This window comes from Colwellia sp. C1TZA3, assembly GCF_007954265.1.
Classification (GTDB): Bacteria; Pseudomonadota; Gammaproteobacteria; order Enterobacterales; family Alteromonadaceae; genus Cognaticolwellia.
The window spans coordinates 1-19,455 of record NZ_VOLS01000058.1 but is presented as its reverse complement, the minus strand read 5'-3'; the positions used below and the strand labels follow the sequence as shown (position 1 = coordinate 19,455).

At 38.6% G+C, this 19,455-nt stretch carries 17 protein-coding genes and 1 other RNA gene; 11 read left to right on the top strand and 7 right to left on the bottom strand.

Going from position 1 to position 19,455, the window contains the following annotated elements; translation table 11 throughout:
* Window positions 1–61 precede the first annotated feature (61 nt).
* Window positions 62–532: an Lrp/AsnC family transcriptional regulator gene (locus ESZ39_RS14545; protein ID WP_146880653.1), complete on the top strand. Its 471-nt coding sequence runs from the start codon at window positions 62–64 to the stop codon at window positions 530–532.
* Between the two features lie 479 nt (window positions 533–1,011).
* Here the strand turns inward: ESZ39_RS14545 and ESZ39_RS18120 are convergent, their stop codons facing one another.
* The 4 genes from ESZ39_RS18120 to grpE form a co-directional block, all read right to left on the bottom strand.
* A complete protein-coding gene (locus tag ESZ39_RS18120) occupies window positions 1,012–1,602 on the bottom strand; it encodes a PEP-CTERM sorting domain-containing protein (RefSeq protein ID WP_223270402.1) in 591 nt (196 codons plus the stop codon).
* A 1,287-nt stretch (window positions 1,603–2,889) separates the two neighbouring features.
* A complete protein-coding gene (gene dnaJ / locus ESZ39_RS14535) occupies window positions 2,890–4,035 on the bottom strand; it encodes a molecular chaperone DnaJ (protein ID WP_146880651.1) in 1,146 nt (381 codons plus the stop codon).
* Window positions 4,036–4,348: 313 nt separating this feature from the next.
* Complete coding sequence (gene dnaK / locus ESZ39_RS14530; RefSeq protein ID WP_146880649.1) at window positions 4,349–6,271, bottom strand: molecular chaperone DnaK; 1,923 nt, start codon at window positions 6,269–6,271, stop codon at window positions 4,349–4,351.
* Between the two features lie 720 nt (window positions 6,272–6,991).
* Entirely contained in the window at window positions 6,992–7,621 is a 630-nt protein-coding gene (grpE, locus tag ESZ39_RS14525; RefSeq protein ID WP_146880647.1) for a nucleotide exchange factor GrpE, read from the bottom strand.
* Window positions 7,622–7,806: 185 nt separating this feature from the next.
* On the opposite strand from grpE, the gene nadK reads away from it, so the two are divergent.
* The 3 genes from nadK (at window position 7,807) to ESZ39_RS14510 (ending at window position 10,971) form a co-directional block, all read left to right on the top strand.
* A complete protein-coding gene (nadK, locus tag ESZ39_RS14520) occupies window positions 7,807–8,688 on the top strand; it encodes an NAD(+) kinase (RefSeq protein WP_146880646.1) in 882 nt (293 codons plus the stop codon).
* 165 nt (window positions 8,689–8,853) lie between these two features.
* Window positions 8,854–10,518 (top strand): DNA repair protein RecN, encoded by a 1,665-nt coding sequence (gene recN, locus ESZ39_RS14515; RefSeq protein ID WP_146880644.1) that lies wholly within the window; start codon window positions 8,854–8,856, stop codon window positions 10,516–10,518.
* 105 nt (window positions 10,519–10,623) lie between these two features.
* The gene (locus ESZ39_RS14510; protein ID WP_146880642.1) at window positions 10,624–10,971 is read left to right on the top strand and encodes an outer membrane protein assembly factor BamE; all 348 of its coding nucleotides are present in this window, start codon (window positions 10,624–10,626) and stop codon (window positions 10,969–10,971) included.
* Between the two features lie 311 nt (window positions 10,972–11,282).
* Here ESZ39_RS14510 and ESZ39_RS14505 read toward each other — a convergent pair whose 3' ends face one another.
* Together ESZ39_RS14505 and ESZ39_RS14500 are read right to left on the bottom strand one after the other, a co-directional pair.
* Complete coding sequence (locus ESZ39_RS14505) at window positions 11,283–11,669, bottom strand: RnfH family protein (RefSeq protein ID WP_223270401.1); 387 nt, start codon at window positions 11,667–11,669, stop codon at window positions 11,283–11,285.
* 36 nt (window positions 11,670–11,705) lie between these two features.
* Entirely contained in the window at window positions 11,706–12,137 is a 432-nt protein-coding gene (locus tag ESZ39_RS14500) for an SRPBCC family protein (protein ID WP_146880640.1), read from the bottom strand.
* Window positions 12,138–12,288: 151 nt separating this feature from the next.
* Here ESZ39_RS14500 and smpB point away from each other — a divergent pair, with 151 nt between their 5' ends.
* The 3 genes from smpB to ESZ39_RS14485 all read left to right on the top strand — a co-directional run bounded on the left by smpB (window position 12,289) and on the right by ESZ39_RS14485 (window position 14,179).
* Window positions 12,289–12,771 carry an SsrA-binding protein SmpB gene (gene smpB, locus ESZ39_RS14495; RefSeq protein ID WP_146880639.1) on the top strand — a complete coding sequence of 161 codons (483 nt, stop codon included), beginning with the start codon at window positions 12,289–12,291 and terminating at the stop codon, window positions 12,769–12,771.
* A 101-nt stretch (window positions 12,772–12,872) separates the two neighbouring features.
* Window positions 12,873–13,222, top strand: a transfer-messenger RNA (tmRNA) gene (ssrA, locus tag ESZ39_RS14490).
* Between the two features lie 258 nt (window positions 13,223–13,480).
* Window positions 13,481–14,179: a metal-dependent hydrolase gene (locus ESZ39_RS14485; protein ID WP_146880637.1), complete on the top strand. Its 699-nt coding sequence runs from the start codon at window positions 13,481–13,483 to the stop codon at window positions 14,177–14,179.
* Window positions 14,180–14,475: 296 nt separating this feature from the next.
* On the opposite strand, the gene ESZ39_RS14480 is transcribed toward ESZ39_RS14485, so the two are convergent.
* Window positions 14,476–14,856 (bottom strand): VOC family protein, encoded by a 381-nt coding sequence (locus tag ESZ39_RS14480; RefSeq protein WP_146880635.1) that lies wholly within the window; start codon window positions 14,854–14,856, stop codon window positions 14,476–14,478.
* Between the two features lie 439 nt (window positions 14,857–15,295).
* On the opposite strand from ESZ39_RS14480, the gene ESZ39_RS14475 reads away from it, so the two are divergent.
* The 4 genes from ESZ39_RS14475 (at window position 15,296) to ESZ39_RS14460 (ending at window position 19,271) form a co-directional block, all read left to right on the top strand.
* On the top strand, window positions 15,296–17,368 hold the full coding sequence (locus ESZ39_RS14475; RefSeq protein ID WP_146880633.1) for a TonB-dependent siderophore receptor: 2,073 nt from the start codon (window positions 15,296–15,298) through the stop codon (window positions 17,366–17,368).
* Window positions 17,369–17,524: 156 nt separating this feature from the next.
* Window positions 17,525–18,124, top strand: coding sequence for a PepSY-associated TM helix domain-containing protein (locus tag ESZ39_RS14470; RefSeq protein ID WP_146880631.1), 600 nt, complete (start codon window positions 17,525–17,527; stop codon window positions 18,122–18,124).
* Window positions 18,125–18,132: 8 nt separating this feature from the next.
* Entirely contained in the window at window positions 18,133–18,675 is a 543-nt protein-coding gene (locus ESZ39_RS14465) for a DUF2271 domain-containing protein (RefSeq protein ID WP_223270400.1), read from the top strand.
* 8 nt (window positions 18,676–18,683) lie between these two features.
* Complete coding sequence (locus tag ESZ39_RS14460) at window positions 18,684–19,271, top strand: DUF4198 domain-containing protein (RefSeq protein WP_146880629.1); 588 nt, start codon at window positions 18,684–18,686, stop codon at window positions 19,269–19,271.
* Window positions 19,272–19,455 lie beyond the last annotated feature (184 nt).

Below are 19,455 nucleotides of genomic sequence, written 5' to 3'. Positions count from 1 at the left end.
GTGTAATATGTAAATAGATAAAAGAAAACTAGGTAAACGTTCCTCAAAGGCTAATGTATTAATGAAAAAACTTGATGATATAGATTTACGTATTCTCACCTTGCTCTATAAAGATGCTGATATTACCAACAAAGAGCTAGCATCACAGATAGGCATAGCGCCATCAACCTGTTTAGAGCGTGTTAAACGCATGAAAAATAATGGCGTAATAAATAATGCTTTCATTGATATTAACTTCAAAAGTATTGGTGGCAACATTGAAGCGATAGCGGCAATTAAGTTACAACCGTATTCAGAGTTAATTGTAAATAACCTTAGAGATGATCTACTTAAGCTACCTGAGATTGTCAGCTTATATCACATGGGGGGTAGTTATGATTACTTTATTCATATGTCGGTAAAAGATAGTGAACACTTACGTCAATTCGTTTTTAATGCCATTACTTCTCGTGAAGAAGTCACCACAGTAGAAACTTCTCTTATTTTTGAGCATAGCCGTAGCGGTGTGTTGCCTATTTTTGACGAGGAGTAGTCTCAAATATTCAAAAAAAAAGAGCTGAATTACAGCTCTTTTTTTTGCTAGTTAGTCCGGTAATAGCACTAATACCAGTTCCATTAAGTTTGTGATCTTGTTGTGCGCAGGAAAAATAATTCAAGGTAAGGCGCTCGATTGAGCAATAGCTGGCTATTGGGATTGAGAGCAACACAGCCTTGAGCTATTTTAACTAGTACAAGTGAGCAATAACTTAATGGGATTAGTATAATACCAAGTTGATTAATTACCTGCTCATTTTTAATGGTTAAAATGAATAACTACAGTGTTATAAAATTTATAAGGTGAATAACTACTGACTAAATTTTATGCCTTGTATTTATCCATTTTTCCTTATGAAAAAGTAGATCACTTAATTAATTAAATTGGTGTAATTTACTTCAAAATTTTGAATTTCGTAATATAAGGGTTTCATTGTGCCGCAGTCGATACTCAATTTCGACATTAATGAAACCAACCTAAGATTGTTTCTTAAATCGACGTGATACTAGCCCCATCAAACCTAATGCAAAAATAGCTAGAGTTGATGGTTCTGGAACTTTGATATTCAAAGTGCCATTCTGAGTATCTACAAAACTAGGTAAATTTGGATTAGTATCTTGAATTAAATCAAACTGACCGTCTATAAACGACGCACTTCCCCCCATGAACATCGCATTCCCCATGATTCTGCTACTGAATAACACTGGACCTTCTGCGACAAAAAAACCTCGAATATCACCATTCGGAAAATGTTCGAATAATTCAAAACCACCATTGGAAACTCTAGTACCAGGAGGACCTGAACTCAATACATCGTCACCTATATTTAGAGCCCCAAAAGAGCCCTCTTGCGTTGTGCTAATACCATTGATTGTCGTAATAATTTCAGCAAGATAGTAAATCCCCCAATCAATATTGAATACCGGCTGAGACGATTCAATGGTCCATTCATAAGTAAGTGTTGAATCGGTACTGTTAAACTCAAAAAAGATTAAAGATGCATTAGTATAATTACTAACGGTTAATAGTAGGCTTAAAAAAGAGGCTTTAAATAATTTAGATTTCATGTTTATCCTTAACATAAAGTGATCAGATACGCGGGTGTGCGGTTGGTAAATTATGTAATAACATTCTTTACTACATAACTAGTTACAACTGAAAACTCATTGGCATTATCAAATTATACAGCAAAATAAACAGCAGGAAATTGCGAAAGATTTCAAGAAGAAAACCATGCATAAATCATGCTAAATATATTATTTTTATTATTTTCATATACATAGAAATATCAATTTTTTTAACAATACAAAATTGTAAAATAACCTGACAAAGTAGGTTTTTACCTAACCTCCTAAAGTCTGGGGTCAGAGTAAAGCTTAGCGTTAAATCTGTGGAAGTTATTCGGGTCTTTTCCTTTTTTTGGCAACATACGCCTGCCAGTTAGTGCTTCAATTTACTTTTAAAATGTTCATTGCCAGTAAACTTTTATTGGTCGTATCTGTTTTCCCTACTAATAATACCAATCTCACTAACTATTTGATCATTTTTACTGGTTAAAACAACCAACTACTGCGTTATTTATTTAATAATTATCGCTGCATGGATGCAGTTTATTAGACAATGCAGGAGATATTGTCCTGAAAAACTAGTTATTAAAATAAATGCCTTATATTTAACCATTTTTCCTGCGTATAAAGTAGACCACCTAATTAATGAAATTGGTATAAAGCCCCTTTAAGATAGGCATCAAATAACGCTGGCGAGTTACCTACCCTTAGCTGAATGCTCTATTGTAAAATAAATAGGACGTGGGTTGCACAACTGAAATACTTTTACCATGCTATTAATTTGATAACTTGACCATTTGTATGTCAAAAGAGGTGATAATCATCTTGGCTCTGACAGGATTTAATTCGATGTACCGCTTTAAGTGCAATCGATAGTTTTCGGCTTCAACTAGACAATAACTGCGAGGTCAGGTTTGTTAAAATGTCTGCAATGTGCCTTGAGTTCAAATGGTGAATATTGTGAAACATACTTCAATCTCATTTAATGTCCAATAATCTCACTAGTGATATCTATTCACAGAGAGTTCTGAACATACACGATCCTGTGCATCCGCACCCGTGATATTGCGTGTAGGCATGTAGGTACTTAATTTTTGTCTGAAACAAAAAAACTGACCGTTCGTCCTGAACATCGTCACTCTTTCACATCCATGTGATCGTGACATTGCCTACAGGGACGTAGGTACTTAGTTTTTGTCTGGAACAAAAAAACTGACCGTTCGTCCTGAACATAAAAATCCCGCAACAAAGTGCGGGATTTTAGTGTTGGTTTATTCTTGAATAATATTAGCTTTTAAGATCATCAAAGAATTTTTTCACACCATCAAAAAAACCGGTTTCTTTTGGGCTATGCTTGCTGGTACTTTTACCCATTTTCTCTTCTAACTGGCGCAGTAAGTCAGCTTGATCACCCGACAAACTCACCGGTGTTTCAATCACAACCTTACACATTAAATCACCAATGGAGTGGCTGCGTACTGACTTAACACCTTTACCACGCAAACGGAACATTTTGCCTGTTTGAGTTTCTTTTGGTATTTTAAGTTTAACTTTACCTTCCAGCGTCGGTACTTCAATGTCGCCACCTAAAGCAGCGGTTGTGAAACTGATCGGTACTTCACAAAATAAGTGATTTTCATCACGAACAAATATTTTATGGTCACGAACATTCGCTTGCACATATAAATCACCTGCTGGCGCGCCATGTTCACCAGCTTCGCCTTCACCTGATAAACGTATTCTATCGCCGGTATCAACACCGGGTGGAATTTTAACAGACAACGTTTTTTCTTTTTCAACACGGCCTTGACCACGACATGAAGTACAAGGGTCAGTAATAACTTTACCTTTACCAGAACAGGTTGGACAGGTTTGTTGTACTGCAAACAAGCCTTGACGCATTTGTACTTGACCATGGCCATGACACGTTGAACATGTTTTCGCACTGGTGCCTTTTTTAGCGCCACTACCGTCACAAGGGTCACAACTAACAAATGTAGGAACTTTAATTTCTAAAGTCTTACCTTTAACCGCTTCTTCAAGGCTAAGATCAAGGTTGTAGCGTAAATCTGAGCCACGACGTTGGCGAGATTGCCCACCACGACCGCGACCACCGCCACCAAAAATGTCACCAAAAATATCACCGAAGGCATCACCAAAATCTTGTCCGCCGCCAAAACCGCCACCGCCGCCGCCATGTCCGCCTTGTTCAAACGCTGCATGACCGTATTGATCATACGCTGCGCGTTTTTGATCATCGTTTAATATTTCATAAGCTTCTTTAACTTCTTTAAACTGTTCTTCTTTTGATTTATCACCTTGCGTTCTATCTGGGTGATATTTCATTGCTAAACGTTTGTAAGCTTTTTTGATATCGCGCTCAGCTGCATCATTTGACACCTCAAGCACTTCATAATAATCGCGTTTTGACATAGGTTTTATTTCTTTACTTCAAATTTATGGATACTAATTTGTTTAACTTCTTTCTTAGACGCGGTATGAATTGACTTTACACCTTAAAAATCTAAGCAAATTACTATCAGGTAATAATTAATTTTCGTTGTTACTTTACATAATAAAGCGCCGATAGTTATCGACGCTTTAATTTATGTTAACTAAACCACAAAGTTTAATTGTTTTTGTTGTCACCATATCCTTCTAGAGCAAAGTAAACAGGCCAAACATAAAATGTATGCAAGCATGTTCACGCTGCTATTGAGCGATACAGAGACAACCTAACAATTAACTACTTGTCGTCTTTAACTTCTTCAAACTCAGCGTCAACTACATCATCGCCGCCTGCTGCATCAGCTTCAGGAGCTTCACCTTCAGGTGCGCCACTTTGTGCTTGAGCTTTAGCTTGAGCAATTTCCATTAGCTTAGCTGAAGCTTCAATAACGGCTTGAGACTTAGCATCAATTTCTTCTTTGCTATCGCCTTTAATCGCAACGTTAAGTTCTTCTAATGCTGCTTCAATTTTCTCTTTGTCTTCACTAGGTAAATCGTCGCCTGCTTCTTCAATTTGCTTACGTGTTGCGTGTACCATGCCATCAGCTTGGTTACGAGCTTGTACAAGCTCTTCAAATCTCGCATCTTCATCAGCATTTGCTTCTGCGTCACTCACCATTTGTTCTACTTCTTCGTCTGATAAACCAGAAGACGCTTTAATAGTGATTTTTTGCTCTTTACCGGTATTTTTATCTTTCGCTGTTACGTGCAAGATACCATCAGCATCTAAATCGAAAGTTACTTCAATTTGTGGCGTACCACGTGGTGCTGCATCAATACCTTCAAGGTTAAATTGACCCAATGATTTGTTTGCTGAAGCTTGCTTACGCTCGCCTTGTACAACATGCACCGTTACTGCTGCTTGGTTATCATCTGCAGTAGAGAATGTTTGAGATTGCTTAGTTGGGATAGTGGTGTTTTTCTCGATAACTTTCGTCATCACGCCGCCCATGGTCTCAATACCTAATGATAATGGCGTAACATCTAATAGCAATACGTCAGTTACATCACCAGAAAGTACACCCGCTTGAATCGCAGCGCCTGCAGCTACCGCTTCATCAGGGTTAACATCTTTACGAGGTTCTTTACCAAAGAATTCAGTAACAACTTTTTGTACCATAGGCATACGTGTTTGACCACCAACCATAATAACGTCGTTAATATCATTAATTGAAAGGTCTGCATCTTTAAGGGCTTGTTTAAGCGGACCTAAAGTAGCTTTAACCATATCTTCAACTAAAGACTCTAATTTAGCGCGCGTAACTTTGATGTTCATATGCTTAGGGCCAGAGCCATCAGCGGTAATGTACGGCAAGTTAACATCTGTTTGTTGCGCTGAAGAAAGCTCACATTTTGCTTTTTCTGCTGCTTCTTTCAAACGTTGCATGGCTAACGGATCTTTCGTTAAGTCCATGCCTTGATCTTTCTTAAATTCAGCTACTAAGTAGTTGATTAGGCGGTTATCAAAATCTTCACCACCTAAGTGAGTGTCGCCATTTGTCGCCAATACTTCAAAAGTATGCTCGCCTTCAACTTCATCAATTTCGATGATAGAGATATCAAATGTACCACCACCTAAATCGTATACTGCAACAACTTTGTCGCCTTCTTGCTTGTCCATGCCGTAAGCAAGTGCAGCAGCTGTTGGCTCGTTGATGATACGTTTAACATCAAGACCGGCAATACGTCCCGCATCTTTAGTTGCTTGACGTTGTGAATCGTTAAAGTAAGCAGGAACAGTAATAACGGCTTCAGTTACTTTTTCGCCTAAATAGTCTTCTGCTGTTTTTTTCATTTTTGCTAAAACTTCAGCAGATACTTGTGGTGGAGCGATATTTTTATCACGCGCCGTTACCCAAGCATCACCGTTGTCAGCTTTAACAATGCCAAATGGCATAATTTTAATATCGCGTTGAACTTCTTCATCTTCAAAGCGACGACCAATTAAACGCTTAATAGCGAACAATGTATTTTTAGGGTTTGTTACCGACTGACGTTTAGCGGGTTGACCCACTAACGTTTCGCCTTCTTCTGTGTAAGCTATGATTGAAGGTGTTGTACGATCGCCTTCTGCATTTTCAATTACACGTGCTTTACCGCCATCTAGTACAGCAACACAAGAGTTTGTTGTCCCTAGGTCAATACCAATAATTTTGCCCATCTTGAGGATCTCCGAATACTTATTACGTTAAAAATAAAGATTAAATCTTTCGATGAACAGTAAGTGGGGACAAGAAAAAGTCTTTTCAACTATTTTTATTGAAATAAGTAAAAAATATTAGTTTTTATTTAGCCTGCTTTTTATTAACAACAATTAGGCATTTGCCCTTTATAGTATTGTATACAAGCATTGATAGTCTTGTGTGGCAGGAGATGTGCAGTCATTGCTCAGAAAAATAAGTCAACCCTAGTACCTTGATCAGGCAATAACGAGCTATTGTGATTGCAAGCAAGTTAGTTATGGGAAATGTTAAGCCACTGGCTGAAACTAATGATTCGCCATGCTGATGTTGAATAATAAATCAGCATGATCTTGGTTCTGCGCTATTTAGAAATACAAGTACTTATACCAATCGCACTAATTATCTGATCATTTCACCTGGTTAAAATAACCCACTACTGCGTTATTTATTTAATAATTAGCACAACAAGTTATTAAAATAAATGCCTTATATTGGGTCGTTTTTCCTGCATGTAAAGTAGACCACCTAATTAATGCAATTGATATTAGTTTTTGTCTGGAACAAAAAAACTGACCATTCGTCCTAAATATCGCCACTCTTTCACATCCATGTGATCGTGGCATACCGTTCGTCCTGAATATAAAAAAGCCAGACATTTGTCTGGCTTTTCTTATCGAGCAAAATTACCGAGTAAAAAATTATGCAGTAGTGTCCACACTAGGTTTAGCTTTTGACACCATCACCATAGCAGGACGAATTAAACGACCATTTAATTCATAACCTTTTTGCATAACCGCAATAACAGTATTAGGCGCAACACCTTCAACTTCTTGCATTGACATTGCTTGATGCAATTCAGGGTTGAATGGTTTATCTTGTGGATCAATCGCTTGAATCGAAAACTTCTCTAACGAAGCTAATAAACCTTGATAAGTTAACTCAATACCTTCAATGATCGCAGTGTTACTCTCGTCATCTTTATCGATATTTTGCAATGCACGTTCAAGGTTGTCTACTGTTGTTAACATTTCAGCAGCAAACTTCTCCAAAGCAAATTTACGCGCTTTTTCAACGTCTTGTGCCGCACGGCGACGAACATTGTCCACTTCTGCTTTCGCACGAATGACTGAATCTTTTTGATCGGCAACCGTCGATTTAGCCGTAGCTAATGCTAATTCAAGCTCGTTTATTTTTTCCTGCTCAGCACTGATATTTTCGGCTGCAGCGTCAAGTTCAACTTGCTCTTCTGCATCCTCAATAATTTCAGCGGCTAATGCGTCTGCTGAAATATCTTCAGCACTTTTATTCTCTGTTGACTCGTTGGCCATGAAAAACTCCAATGTAGGTCTTAAATTTCAAAATAGATAAACATAATAACGCTAATTATGGGGGTTTGTTTTGATGATTCAAGCACAAAAGTAAATGATTTAAAAAAAAGTCAACTTTACAAGCGAGCAAAATAGCGCGAAACTGCTAATAGACCTCAATTATATAACATATTTATAAGCACCGTATGAGTAATTTATACCGCACTATTGGCTTAATTGGTAAACCTAACCACGAAGGTGCCAGTTCGACCATAAAAGCTTTACATCAATATTTGTCGCAGCAAGGCTATCAAGTGCTGGTAGAGAACTCTGTGGCCCAAACAGTTAATATTGAGAATATTGCCATGGCGTCACTGATCGGTATTGGTGAGCATGCTGACTTGGCAATTGTTATTGGTGGTGACGGCTATATGTTAGGTGCGGCTCGAGTTTTAGCTTGTTATAATATTGGCGTTATTGGCGTTAACCGTGGCAATTTAGGTTTTCTTACCGACTTATCACCTGATGATTTAATCACCCCACTTGAAGCGATTTTAAAAGGTGAATCACGCGCTGAACAACGTTTTATTATCGAAGCTGAAGTCTATCGCCACGGCAAACTTAAAAGCTCAAACAGTGCGGTAAACGAAGCCGTGCTGCATGCGGGTAAAGTTGCCAGCATGATTGAGTTTGAAGTTTATATTGATGGCAGCTTTATGTTTAGCCAACGCTCTGATGGCCTTATTGTTTCAACACCTACTGGCTCAACAGCCTATTCTATGTCAGCTGGTGGCCCTATATTGACCCCAAATTTAAATGCCCTTTCCTTGGTACCGATGTTTCCTCATACGTTAACCAGCCGACCGATTGTGGTTGACGGTAACAGCGAAATCAAACTAAAACTAGCCAATGAAAACTATGAAAACTTACAAGTTAGCTGTGACGGCCATGTCATTTTAGCCGTAATGCCCGGTGATGAAGTGATCATCAAAAAAAGTGAATTTACCCTACGCTTAATACACCCACTTGATCATAACTACTTTAATGTACTGAGAAATAAGTTAGGTTGGGGTCATAAACTTTACTGATATTTCTCAAACCTGCAATCGGCAAAATGACGAAATATAAATAAAATTACAAACATAGCTTGAATAAAAACCAGATACTGTATAAATTAACAGTATCTGGTTTTTTGATTATTAACACGACACTTTATCTCAATATAACTTGGTGATAAAGATAGTGAGGCGACTATGTTATTGCAGCTCAACATTCAAAATTTTGCCATTGTGCGTTCACTCGACATTGATTGGCATCAAGGTATGACCACCATTACCGGCGAAACTGGTGCAGGTAAATCTATTGCTATTGACGCCTTAGGACTTTGCTTAGGCGACAGGGCCGTCACCAATGTTGTTAGACCTAATTGCACTAAAGCTGAATTAGCCGCCACCTTTGATACCAGCGATAACAAACAAGCAAAAAAATGGCTAAAAAATAATGACATGCTGCTCGACAACGAATGTATTCTACGCCGGGTTATTTCTGCTGAAGGTCGCTCAAAAGCCTATATTAATGGTAGCCAAGTGCCATTAACACAACTAAAAGAAATTGGCCAACTACTGATCAACATCCACAGTCAGCATAACCATCAACTACTCGTAAAACCCGCTGAACAACGCAATATTCTTGACGCTTATGCCAGCCACCAGCACTTATTAGATGAAGTTAAATATTATTATCATCAATGGCGTGAACTTAGCCGAGAAGCCAAGTTGCTGCAAGAAAGCAAACTACAACGTGAAGCCAAACAACAGTTGTTACAGTACCAAGTAAACGAATTAGATGAATTTTCATTACAACTTGATGAATTTGAAACCTTAGAAATTGATTATAACCGCCAAAGTAATGGTCAGCACATCCTAAATGAAACCTTAGTCGCTGTGCAGCAATTATCTGAAGATGAACAATTTAATGTCGTTGATAGCTTACGACATAGTACTGAGCAAATTACCACCTTAGGTAACTACGATCCGACGTTAAAAACTATTGCAGAGCAACTTAACGAAGCCTTAATTCAAGTTGAAGACGCTAGCCAAGAAATCAAGCATTATTACGAAAGCTTAGAGCTAGACCCACAAGCTTATACCTTAATAGAAGAGCGTTATTCAACCGCCGTATTGCTAGCGAAAAAGCATCAAGTACCGCCAAGCTCATTAGCAAATTTTCATCAACAACTATTACAAGAGTTACAATTATTTAGCTCTGATGAAACACGTTTAAACCAAATTAATGACGATATAGAAACCGCAAAACAAAAATATCAACACGCAGCTCAGATATTGTCTGACTCAAGAAAAAAAGCCGCCACTAAGTTAAGTAAAATGATCACCAAAAGTATGGCCGAACTTAACATGCCGTACGGCAAATTTTTCATCGATATCTGCCAAGATAAAAACGACCACTTATCTGTTAACGGTAACGACAGCGTTAGTTATCTAGCGAGTTTAAACCCAGGGCAAGCGCTAGAGGCCATGAACAAGGTCGCTTCAGGCGGTGAGCTTTCACGTATCAGCTTAGCGATGCAAGTTATTCTGGCTGATAAAATTATTACGCCCACCTTAATATTTGATGAAGTAGATGTAGGTATTAGTGGTCCAACCGCTGCCATGGTAGGTAGCAAGTTAAAACAACTAGCGAAAAATACCCAAGTTATTTGTGTTACGCACTTACCGCAAGTGGCGAGTAAGGGTCATCAACAATTATTTGTTGCTAAATTAACCGATGGTGAACACACAGAAACGACCGTAACGGAACTTTCTAGCAATGGTCGCGTCCAAGAAATTGCCCGTTTACTAGCTGGCGATAAAATTACCGAAAATAGCCTAGCTAACGCGCAAGAATTACTGGCCGGATAAAGCAAAGAGCAACAAGCGGGTAAAATAAACTAAAAATTATTTTGTATCTGTTAGCACGCTTCGCTATTATCCCCATTCAAACTATAAAGGATAATTATAATTAACATGTTTTTTCGAGTATTAGCTATTGTAATCGCCTTGTCTGTTTCTGCCTGTTCTAGCTGGGTTTATCGTATAGATATTCCACAAGGAAACTATTTAGAGCAAAAAGATATCGACAAACTTCAAATTGGTATGACAAAAGAACAAGTTAAGTTTGTATTAGGTAGCCCTGTTGTTGAAGGCGCATTTAATAAAGATATTTGGCATTATGTTTATCGTTTCAAATCAGGCCGAAGCGACGAATTTAACGCAGAAAAACAATTTACCATCACCTTTAATAACAACAAAATTGTTAATGCTGAAGGTGATTTTGAATTACCAGAAAGCTATCACGTACCTATGGTTAACTAGCGGTTAATTGTTTTTTGAAACATCGTCACTCTTTCACATCGACGTACAAGGATGTACTAATGCCGTGGAGACATGGATGGCTAGGAACGGCCATGTGATCTTGACATACCGTTCGTCCTGAACATCGTCACTCTTTCACATCCATGTGATCTTGACATACCGTTCGTCCTGAACATCGTCACTCTTTCACATCCATGTGATCTTGACACACCGTTCGTCCTGAACATAAAGCATGTCTGTTTTAAGACATGCTTTTTTATTGCTAAATTTTTAATAGATTATCTATTTAAGTCATCTATCAAAATAGTAAATTAAGTCTCACCAGTCTTACCTCTGCGTGGATCAACCCGACCACCCGTAATTTTATTAGCCCGGCCTTCTTCTTTCGCTTTTTCTGCTCGGCGTTTGCGCACTTCTTTAGGATCAGCAAGCAGTGGACGATAAATTTCAATGCGGTCTAAGTCTTTCACCTTATCGGTTAACTTAGCTACGCGATTCCAAATACCCACGTTATTAACCGCTAAATCTATTTCAGGAAACTCTTCAACTATGCCAGAGGCTAAAATTGCTTGTTCTAACGTAGTATTAGGCTCAACAGAACAGCTAATAATTTCCTGTCGTGTTGGTGTACCATAAACCACCTCAATAGAAAGCGGGGCTTGCACACTAATCTCTTCACTCATAACCTGTTCACTCATCTTAATGTAAACTCTTTTAATACGCAGCTCACCCCACTAACCGTAAACTTCTTTAGCTCGTTGGGTAAAAGCTTGCACCATGTTATTGGCTAAATTGTTAAATACTCGACCAAAGGCTAAATTAAACATTTTATTAGAAAATTCATAATCTAACGTTAATTCAATTTTACAGGCATCGTCAGATAAGGCTTTTAATTGCCACCCACCCACAAGGTGTTTAAAAGGCCCATCAACTAAACTCAACTTAACTTCTTGGTTACTAATGAGCACGTTCTGCGTGGTGAACCATTTTTTCAGGCCACCTTTAGAAACTAATATCGCGGCTGTCATATTATGTTCGTCTTGGGCAATTATTTTACTATCACTACAATTAGGTAAAAACTTCGGGTAGGCAATCACATCATTAATTAAATAATACATATCTTCTACACTGTACATCACTAATGCACTACGGCTTATGTTTGGCATTCACCCTCCAATTCTCAAGGGCGCTATCATAGCAAATGTCTTTTAAAAACGCATTAAAGTGAAAAATGATAAATAAGGCATTTAAATAACAGCAATACTCCGTATAATGTTGGAGATTGCTATTTTTGGTAGCAAACAAAATGGAAATATAATGGCAAAGAAAAAGAAATCAAGCAGCAATACTATTGCTCTAAATAAAAAAGCACGTCATAACTATACCCTAACCGATAAGTTTGAAGGCGGAATGAGCTTACAAGGCTGGGAAATTAAAAGTATACGCAGCGGTAAGGTAAATATATCTGACTGTTACGTGCACATAAAAGACGGTGAAGCCTATTTACTTGGCGCTGAAATAATGCCGCTTAATGCTGCTTCTAGCCACGTGGTTTGTGATGCCAATCGTGACCGGAAATTATTATTAAACCGTCGAGAACTAGAGAAAATTATTGCCGCTGTAGAGCGTGATGGTTATTCCTTAATTGCCACTGCCATGTACTGGAAAGCTTGTTGGGTTAAATTAGAATTTCATTTGGGCAAAGGTAAAAAAGATCACGACAAACGCGCTGACATTAAAGACCGAGAGTGGGCGGTTGATAAAGGCCGTTTAATGAAGAATAAAAACCTAGACAGATAACTGGTTAAAAAATACCACGTTGTCTATTTAAGCGAAGCGTTGTACAATGTGTTTTATAGACTTAGTTAGTCTAGAGTAAATAGTAAAAAAGAGTAAGCTTTGGGGCGGATCTAGGATTCGACGAGATTCATGAAACCCGAGGTGCATGCCCAGGGGCGGTTTGCCTGGTAAAAAGCCGCAAAACTATAATTGCTAACGACGAAACGTTCGCACTAGCCGCTTAGGCTAGCCATCGCCTCAAAAATTCTCCTATTGTTTAGAGGATCGATGGTCACCCCAAATAGGATAGCGAGGGAAGCACGCTTAAGGCTGAACCGCGAAATAGTATTAAGCTCACCATGACGAAGCCTGTCGGTTGGCGTCCAATTGGTTAAATAAATGATCGACTAAGCATGTAGTACCGAGGATGTAGGCTTTTCGGACGGGGGTTCGAATCCCCCCCGCTCCACCAAATAAAGACCGTTTTGATTAATCAGTTATACCTAGTAACTTTTAAATTTGGCCATAGACTGGCAACAGTTTATGATAAAGAACCGCTTAATTGCGGTTTTTTTATGTCTAAAATTTACAAAACAAGATGAATTAAAAATACCAATGACTCTGACCCCATTGATTACTTAGGTTAAAAGAGGTTATAAACATAGTTATGTCACTCATACTATATAATACAAGGTAGAATAGTGGCAAAACATTCTATTTAAAAGAAATAATGGCAAATTTTAAGACTCATTTCAATATAGCGGCTGCTTGTACAGGTATCACCTCTGCAGTGCTATTATCAGCAGGTCATACTGACGTAAATACAGCATTATGGTTATGGTTTTTGGGCACTATCGGGGGATTATTACCTGATATTGATTCTGACAACTCGACATCACTTGATATTATTTTCAATATATTTACCGCCGTCATTCTGCTGATGGTTTTACGCTACATTACCGGAGAGCACTTTAGAGAAATCCCTTTTATTGAGTTGCTGGTTATACCTTTAGCCGTCTATAGCATGATGAAATGGCTGATAAGACCGTTATTTGAAAAAGTTACGGTTCACCGAGGCAGCTGTCATTCTCTGTTATTCCTCGTTTTATGTGGCTTACTCACAACGCAGCTAACTTGGATATTCAATAACGAATATGCAACTAAATCGGCTATCATTGCTTTGCTTTCAGGTGGGTTTGTTTTTTTTGGTGGGCTTATTCATTTAATTTTAGATGAAGTATACAGTGTTGATTTAAGCAATATCCGAATTAAACGCTCTTTCGGTACAGCCCTAAAAATAGCCTATTTTAAAAGTAAAAGTGCAACATTTTTTATGTTTGTTGCCAGTATTGCATTAGGCTATATGCTTCCAGAAACTGATACAACAATTAATTTATTAACCGATTGGTCAACTTTTAATTTCTACTAAGAATAGCACCGGTACATTAATACTGATAACTTAATATAACTTAATCCTGACATTCACTGTTAGTTTTTACATTACCAAAAACACTGCTGTATCAATGGGGTCAGAGTTAATGATTTTTATCCATGACTCGAAAAAAGTATAAGTCTCAGTCCAACAAAACATACTGACAAACACACCCCAAGTCCTTAATAAATAGCCCTCAAACCTCACCACAACTAACAACTGAAAAAAGACGCTAAAAGCGTCTTTTTTTATCTCTAAAACTTTCAATTAGCATCTTCTACCACACTAACTTTTTAAACTATACGATGCAGGGCGCAAATTTTATTACCTGATGGATCACGTAAATAAGCCAGGTAAATATTACCAACCGGCGCACTTCTAACACCTGGTGCGTCTTCACAAGAAACACCACCATTTGCGACACCGGCCGCTTGCCATGCATCGGCTTGCTCTGGAGACGTAGCAGAAAAGCCAATAGTACTGCCATTACCATGACCAGCTTCTTCACCATTAATTGGCTTAGTTAGGGCAAAAATACCGTTATTAGTAAAATAAAAACAACGGCCTTTTTCATCCATTACACCTGGTTTATGGCCCAGCTCACCTAAAATGGCATCGTAAAATACTTTTGATGCTTTTACGTCGTTCGCACCGATCATGATATGACTAAACATTTATTTTTCCTTTTTAATTGAACAATAATACCAAGAGCATTACCTAAACGGTTGAGTAATTTTACTCGCTCTTCGGGATCTAAAAACTGTTCACTAGCATGCACGATAAGCAGTTAATAACACAATAAAATTTTTGCATAATTTATAACGTTTATAGAAACTAGATCGGCGATAAATAAGTTTGTCTTAATATCACTATTTTAGTACCTCTGACTGTATTTAATTTGAAATAGTCTGCTACTCACAAAAGCGGTTTAGTCACCATCAAAAACGCTGTATGTGTTGTTCAAATACGCCAGCCAAAAACTTTTTCTCTCGGCTTTATTAAAATAATCCAACACAACCATTGCAAATAGTAATCATTCTCATTAGTATTACGGCGAAATTAATGCTCGCTGCATTTTCCCCGAACATACTAGTTGATAATATGGAGATTAACATGAAGTACTCACCGCTGTTTTTGGCAATATCTATGGCCTTACCGTTTGCCGCCTATGCCAACAGCAATCCGATTGAAGTTATTGAAGTTACCGGCAGTTATTTTAATGATTACAAAGTCGACGAAGCTAAAGGTGCCATGCGCATCGATGTTTCACTGCTCGAAACTGCACAATCAGTTACGGTAATTCCAAGCACTATTATTGAAGAACAATTAGCAACAACCTTAGGCGAAGTACTCACCAATGACGCTAGCCTTTCCGCTGGATCTAGGCAACGTAACCGTGAAGTATTCAACCTCAGAGGCTTTGAATTAAGCTCGTCAAATGGCTACTTACGCGACGGCCATCAACATTGGTCGCATTATCAACAACCGATAGAAACATTAGAAAGTATCGAAGTCATTAAAGGCCCTTCGAGTATTTTATATGGTCAATCAGGCCCAGGTGGTTTAGTTAATATGGTGACTAAAAAACCCACTGCTACCAATATTTTTACGCTAGGTGCTGACACCGACCAAGAAGGCTCAACTCGCTTTACCTTAGATGCAGGCGGAGCGTTAAATGATGACGAGTCATTAAGGTATCGCAGTACATTAGTCAAGCAAGATGTGACCTACCAAAGAGAATATCAAAACGGTGACCAACGCGAGCGTGAACGTTTTTTAGGCGCATTAGTCGTTGATTATGATGTATCGGCAGACCTATCACTGCGCGTGCATTATGACTACACCAATGACAAAGCGGGTTTAGATACCGGTAGTTGGTTAAATGCTGACGGTGACTTAATTGGCGATCGTAAAACTATTCGTGATATGTCTTGGGCGTTTACAGATATTGATGTTGAAAACTACGGCGCTGACATTAACTACCTTATTAATAACAACTGGCAAGTTACTTTAGGCTACAACAAACAAACCTTTGAACGTCAACGCTTTGAGTCTGCGCCAAAAAAACCGGCTACTTTTAGTGAAGGCGAACAGTACACATCAAAGCCCTATGACCGTTTTGATGACTGGCAATTCACCACTAAATTTATCGACTTTACCGGTGACTTCGACCTTGCTGGTGTAAATCACCAACTATTAATTGGCGCTAACTCGTTAGATTATTACTACGGACAACTTAAAGTTAAAGATGCCTCAGTTGACTATGCTGCTGGGCAAAATGAGCCTGCAAAGCCTGACATTAGCTACAAAACTGATGACAGTTTATATAACAGCCAATATGACTACTATGGCATTTATCTACAAGATTTAATTACCCTGAACGCTAACTGGCAGGTGTCTTTAGGTGGGCGTTACGACAAACAAAATAAAGAAAATGCCGATAACGAATCATTTTTACCTAAGTTTGGTGTGCTTTACCACCCTTCTGAGCAAGGCACTATTTATTACAGTTACAGCGAAGGTTTTGAGCCACAAAGAAGTGAAACCTTAAATAAGGATACCGATATCAACCATGGTATAAAATTAGACGCCATGACCTCTAAACAAAGTGAAATTGGTGTTAAATGGCAACTGGTAAATGACAGGTTGTTACTGAGCGGGTCTGTTTTTGATATTAGCAAAACCGGCAAGTTAATAAGTGAAGATATCGATAACCTTGATTTTGAAACCCGCACAACTCAAGCTGGTGAACAGCGCCACAAAGGCTTTGAATTAGCGGCACAAGGCGCAATAACAGATAAGCTATTTGTGATGTCATCGCTTATCAATATTGATGCAGAATACCAACAAGATGAAAATTACCAAGGTAAAACCCCGATAGATGTACCCCAATGGTCTGCAGCTTTATGGTCACGTTACGAGTTGACAGAAAAATTAGCGCTTAACGCGGGCGCATTTTATGAAGATGAACGTTTTGCTGATAGTGACAATACCATCAAGAAAGCGGCTTATACACGCATCGACGTTGGCGCAACCTACGAAGTAGACCTTAATGAGCATGAGTTGCACCTGCGTTTTAACATCAATAACTTACTCGATAAAAGATACCTAATTGGTGGCGGCACCAGCAATGTCACTGCGGCTGACGGTATTAACTTTCGCTTAGCTGCTCAGTTAGCCTTTTAAGCTCGCATTAGCTGTATACATTGGCGAGCTTACTACCAAAGGTAATAAGCTCGCCATAATATTCAGTGAAAAATTGAGTTTCAACTCCATTTAAACTTACGTTTATCTGCTGAAATATCGAACTATTAATGCAAAATTTTATGATGACTAGCCCTAATGAAACCTTCTAAAAAAATATTAACCTTTGCTCGGCTGATTCACGTTTATGTCTCTATGGCATTACTAACGCTATTGCTGTTCTTTTCAGTCACTGGCATCACACTTAATCATCCTGAATGGTTTAGCGACCACCAAGCACAAGTTATGGAAAAAGAACTCACCATAGAAAGTATCGGTGCATTAGCCATAACGAATGACAACATTAGTAACGCACAGCAGAAAGTTATTATGAAGAAAATCGAAAAAGCCCTGTCAATTTCATTACTAAACGTTAAGCCAGAGCTAATGTCGGGTGAATTGTTCTACAGCATAAAACAAGCCGGAGAAAATGCCAGTATTGCTGTTGACCTTACAACCGGAGACGTTTATTACCAACAAACCCATTACGGTTGGTGGGCCATGCTTAATGATTTACATAAAGGCCGAAACACCAGCAACTTTTGGGGTTGGATCATTGACCTTTCCAGCCTACTTTTTATTATTTTCGCCATTACTGGCTTCATATTAGCTATGCCACAAAAACGCTTTCGCCGCACGCTGCTATTAAGTTTAACCAGCACTATGCTGGCCATTATAAGCATTATTTACTTTGCCTAAGGAATATTATGCCCCTCACTAACCAAGCCTTTTTACATCAAGCGACAAAAGCACTGCTAGTGGCTTTTATGAGCTTACTGTTTTTTATGCCACAACTATCGCTCGCCAGTAATCATCAGGTTGCCGAGCTCGCGATAAAGCTCGAGCTGAAACAACAATCAGGTGAATATCACCCGCCTTATGTGGCGGCATGGATAGAAAACGACCAAAAAAAATCCGTTAGAACCTTAGTACTTTGGCGTAAAAAACCCAAGTGGCTAAAAGACATTCGTCGCTGGTGGCGTAATGTTGGACGAAAAGATGCCGAACTGGTTGATGCAATAACCTCAGCAACCCATGCAGCTGGAACTTTTCCGCTGTCATTCTCTGCCGTTGACGATGCGAAAAAACCGATACCACTAGGCGATTACACACTTTATATCGAAGTGGTGCGCGAAAAAGGTGCCCGAGCGCTAATCAAAAAAGCCTTTAAACTGAACAAAAAAACACAGCAATTTACCCTAAAAGAAACCGCTGAAACTGGCGCTATTATTTTTACTATTAACCCCTAGGAGTTCAAATGACCTTTAAAAAAGTAACCTTATTTTTTGTAGCTATCGCAATAAGCAGCCAAGTTAGTGCACATTCTCGCTGGTTATTACCCAGCCACTACACACTTTCTTCAGAACAAGGAGCATGGATTGCATTAGATGCAAGCGCATCAAACGAAGTGTTTAATGTTGATAAAGCCTTGAGTATTGACCCACTCAGTATTTTAACGCCATCAGGTAAGAAAGAGCGCGCCTCATCAAGCTACAAAGCCCATAGAAAATCAGTGGCAGATTATTTTGTTAAAGAAAGTGGTACCTATAAAATTACCAACAACGCCAGCGCCAATTACTTTTCAAGTTACAAAGTAGCGGATAAACACCAACGTGCACGCGTGAACAAAGTGGAGCTGAAAGCACTTGTCCCTGATAATGCCACTGAACTACAAACCACTTATGGATTAACGCGCGTAGAAACTTACATTACCATGAACAATCCGACAGAAAACTATGGTGTTGAAGGTGAATTTTTAGAATTATTACCAAAAACTCACCCGTCAGGAATTGTCGAAAATGAACCAGCAACCTTTGCTTTTATACCAATTACATTAAATTTGTGATCTAATAGTGGCTATGAAATATATTACTAAAAAACAATTATCTGAGAAATTGGAGCCTATTAATTTAAAGGCACTTATTGCTCAAGAAACCAATGGCAGAATGAGAATTCGCCTATTAGCTTTATTGCACATTAAGGATGGAGCTGACAGAACTCAAGCTGCCAAACATGTAAAAGTAAGCAGG

Excerpts from the sequence above, each read along its gene's own strand:
- ESZ39_RS14505 (WP_223270401.1), bottom strand. The coding sequence starts at position 11,669 with ATGAGTGAACAGGTTATGAGTGAAGAGATTAGTGTGCAAGCCCCGCTT.
- nadK (WP_146880646.1), top strand. The coding sequence starts at position 7,807 with ATGAGTAATTTATACCGCACTATTGGCTTAATTGGTAAACCTAACCAC.
- ESZ39_RS18120 (WP_223270402.1), bottom strand. The coding sequence starts at position 1,602 with ATGAAATCTAAATTATTTAAAGCCTCTTTTTTAAGCCTACTATTAACC.
- recN (WP_146880644.1), top strand. The coding sequence starts at position 8,854 with ATGTTATTGCAGCTCAACATTCAAAATTTTGCCATTGTGCGTTCACTC.
- ESZ39_RS14470 (WP_146880631.1), top strand. The coding sequence starts at position 17,525 with ATGAAACCTTCTAAAAAAATATTAACCTTTGCTCGGCTGATTCACGTT.
- ESZ39_RS14510 (WP_146880642.1), top strand. The coding sequence starts at position 10,624 with ATGTTTTTTCGAGTATTAGCTATTGTAATCGCCTTGTCTGTTTCTGCC.
- ESZ39_RS14545 (WP_146880653.1), top strand. The coding sequence starts at position 62 with ATGAAAAAACTTGATGATATAGATTTACGTATTCTCACCTTGCTCTAT.
- ESZ39_RS14460 (WP_146880629.1), top strand. The coding sequence starts at position 18,684 with ATGACCTTTAAAAAAGTAACCTTATTTTTTGTAGCTATCGCAATAAGC.
- grpE (WP_146880647.1), bottom strand. The coding sequence starts at position 7,621 with ATGGCCAACGAGTCAACAGAGAATAAAAGTGCTGAAGATATTTCAGCA.
- ESZ39_RS14465 (WP_223270400.1), top strand. The coding sequence starts at position 18,133 with ATGCCCCTCACTAACCAAGCCTTTTTACATCAAGCGACAAAAGCACTG.
- ESZ39_RS14485 (WP_146880637.1), top strand. The coding sequence starts at position 13,481 with ATGGCAAATTTTAAGACTCATTTCAATATAGCGGCTGCTTGTACAGGT.
- dnaK (WP_146880649.1), bottom strand. The coding sequence starts at position 6,271 with ATGGGCAAAATTATTGGTATTGACCTAGGGACAACAAACTCTTGTGTT.
- smpB (WP_146880639.1), top strand. The coding sequence starts at position 12,289 with ATGGCAAAGAAAAAGAAATCAAGCAGCAATACTATTGCTCTAAATAAA.
- dnaJ (WP_146880651.1), bottom strand. The coding sequence starts at position 4,035 with ATGTCAAAACGCGATTATTATGAAGTGCTTGAGGTGTCAAATGATGCA.
- ESZ39_RS14480 (WP_146880635.1), bottom strand. The coding sequence starts at position 14,856 with ATGTTTAGTCATATCATGATCGGTGCGAACGACGTAAAAGCATCAAAA.
- ESZ39_RS14500 (WP_146880640.1), bottom strand. The coding sequence starts at position 12,137 with ATGCCAAACATAAGCCGTAGTGCATTAGTGATGTACAGTGTAGAAGAT.
- ESZ39_RS14475 (WP_146880633.1), top strand. The coding sequence starts at position 15,296 with ATGAAGTACTCACCGCTGTTTTTGGCAATATCTATGGCCTTACCGTTT.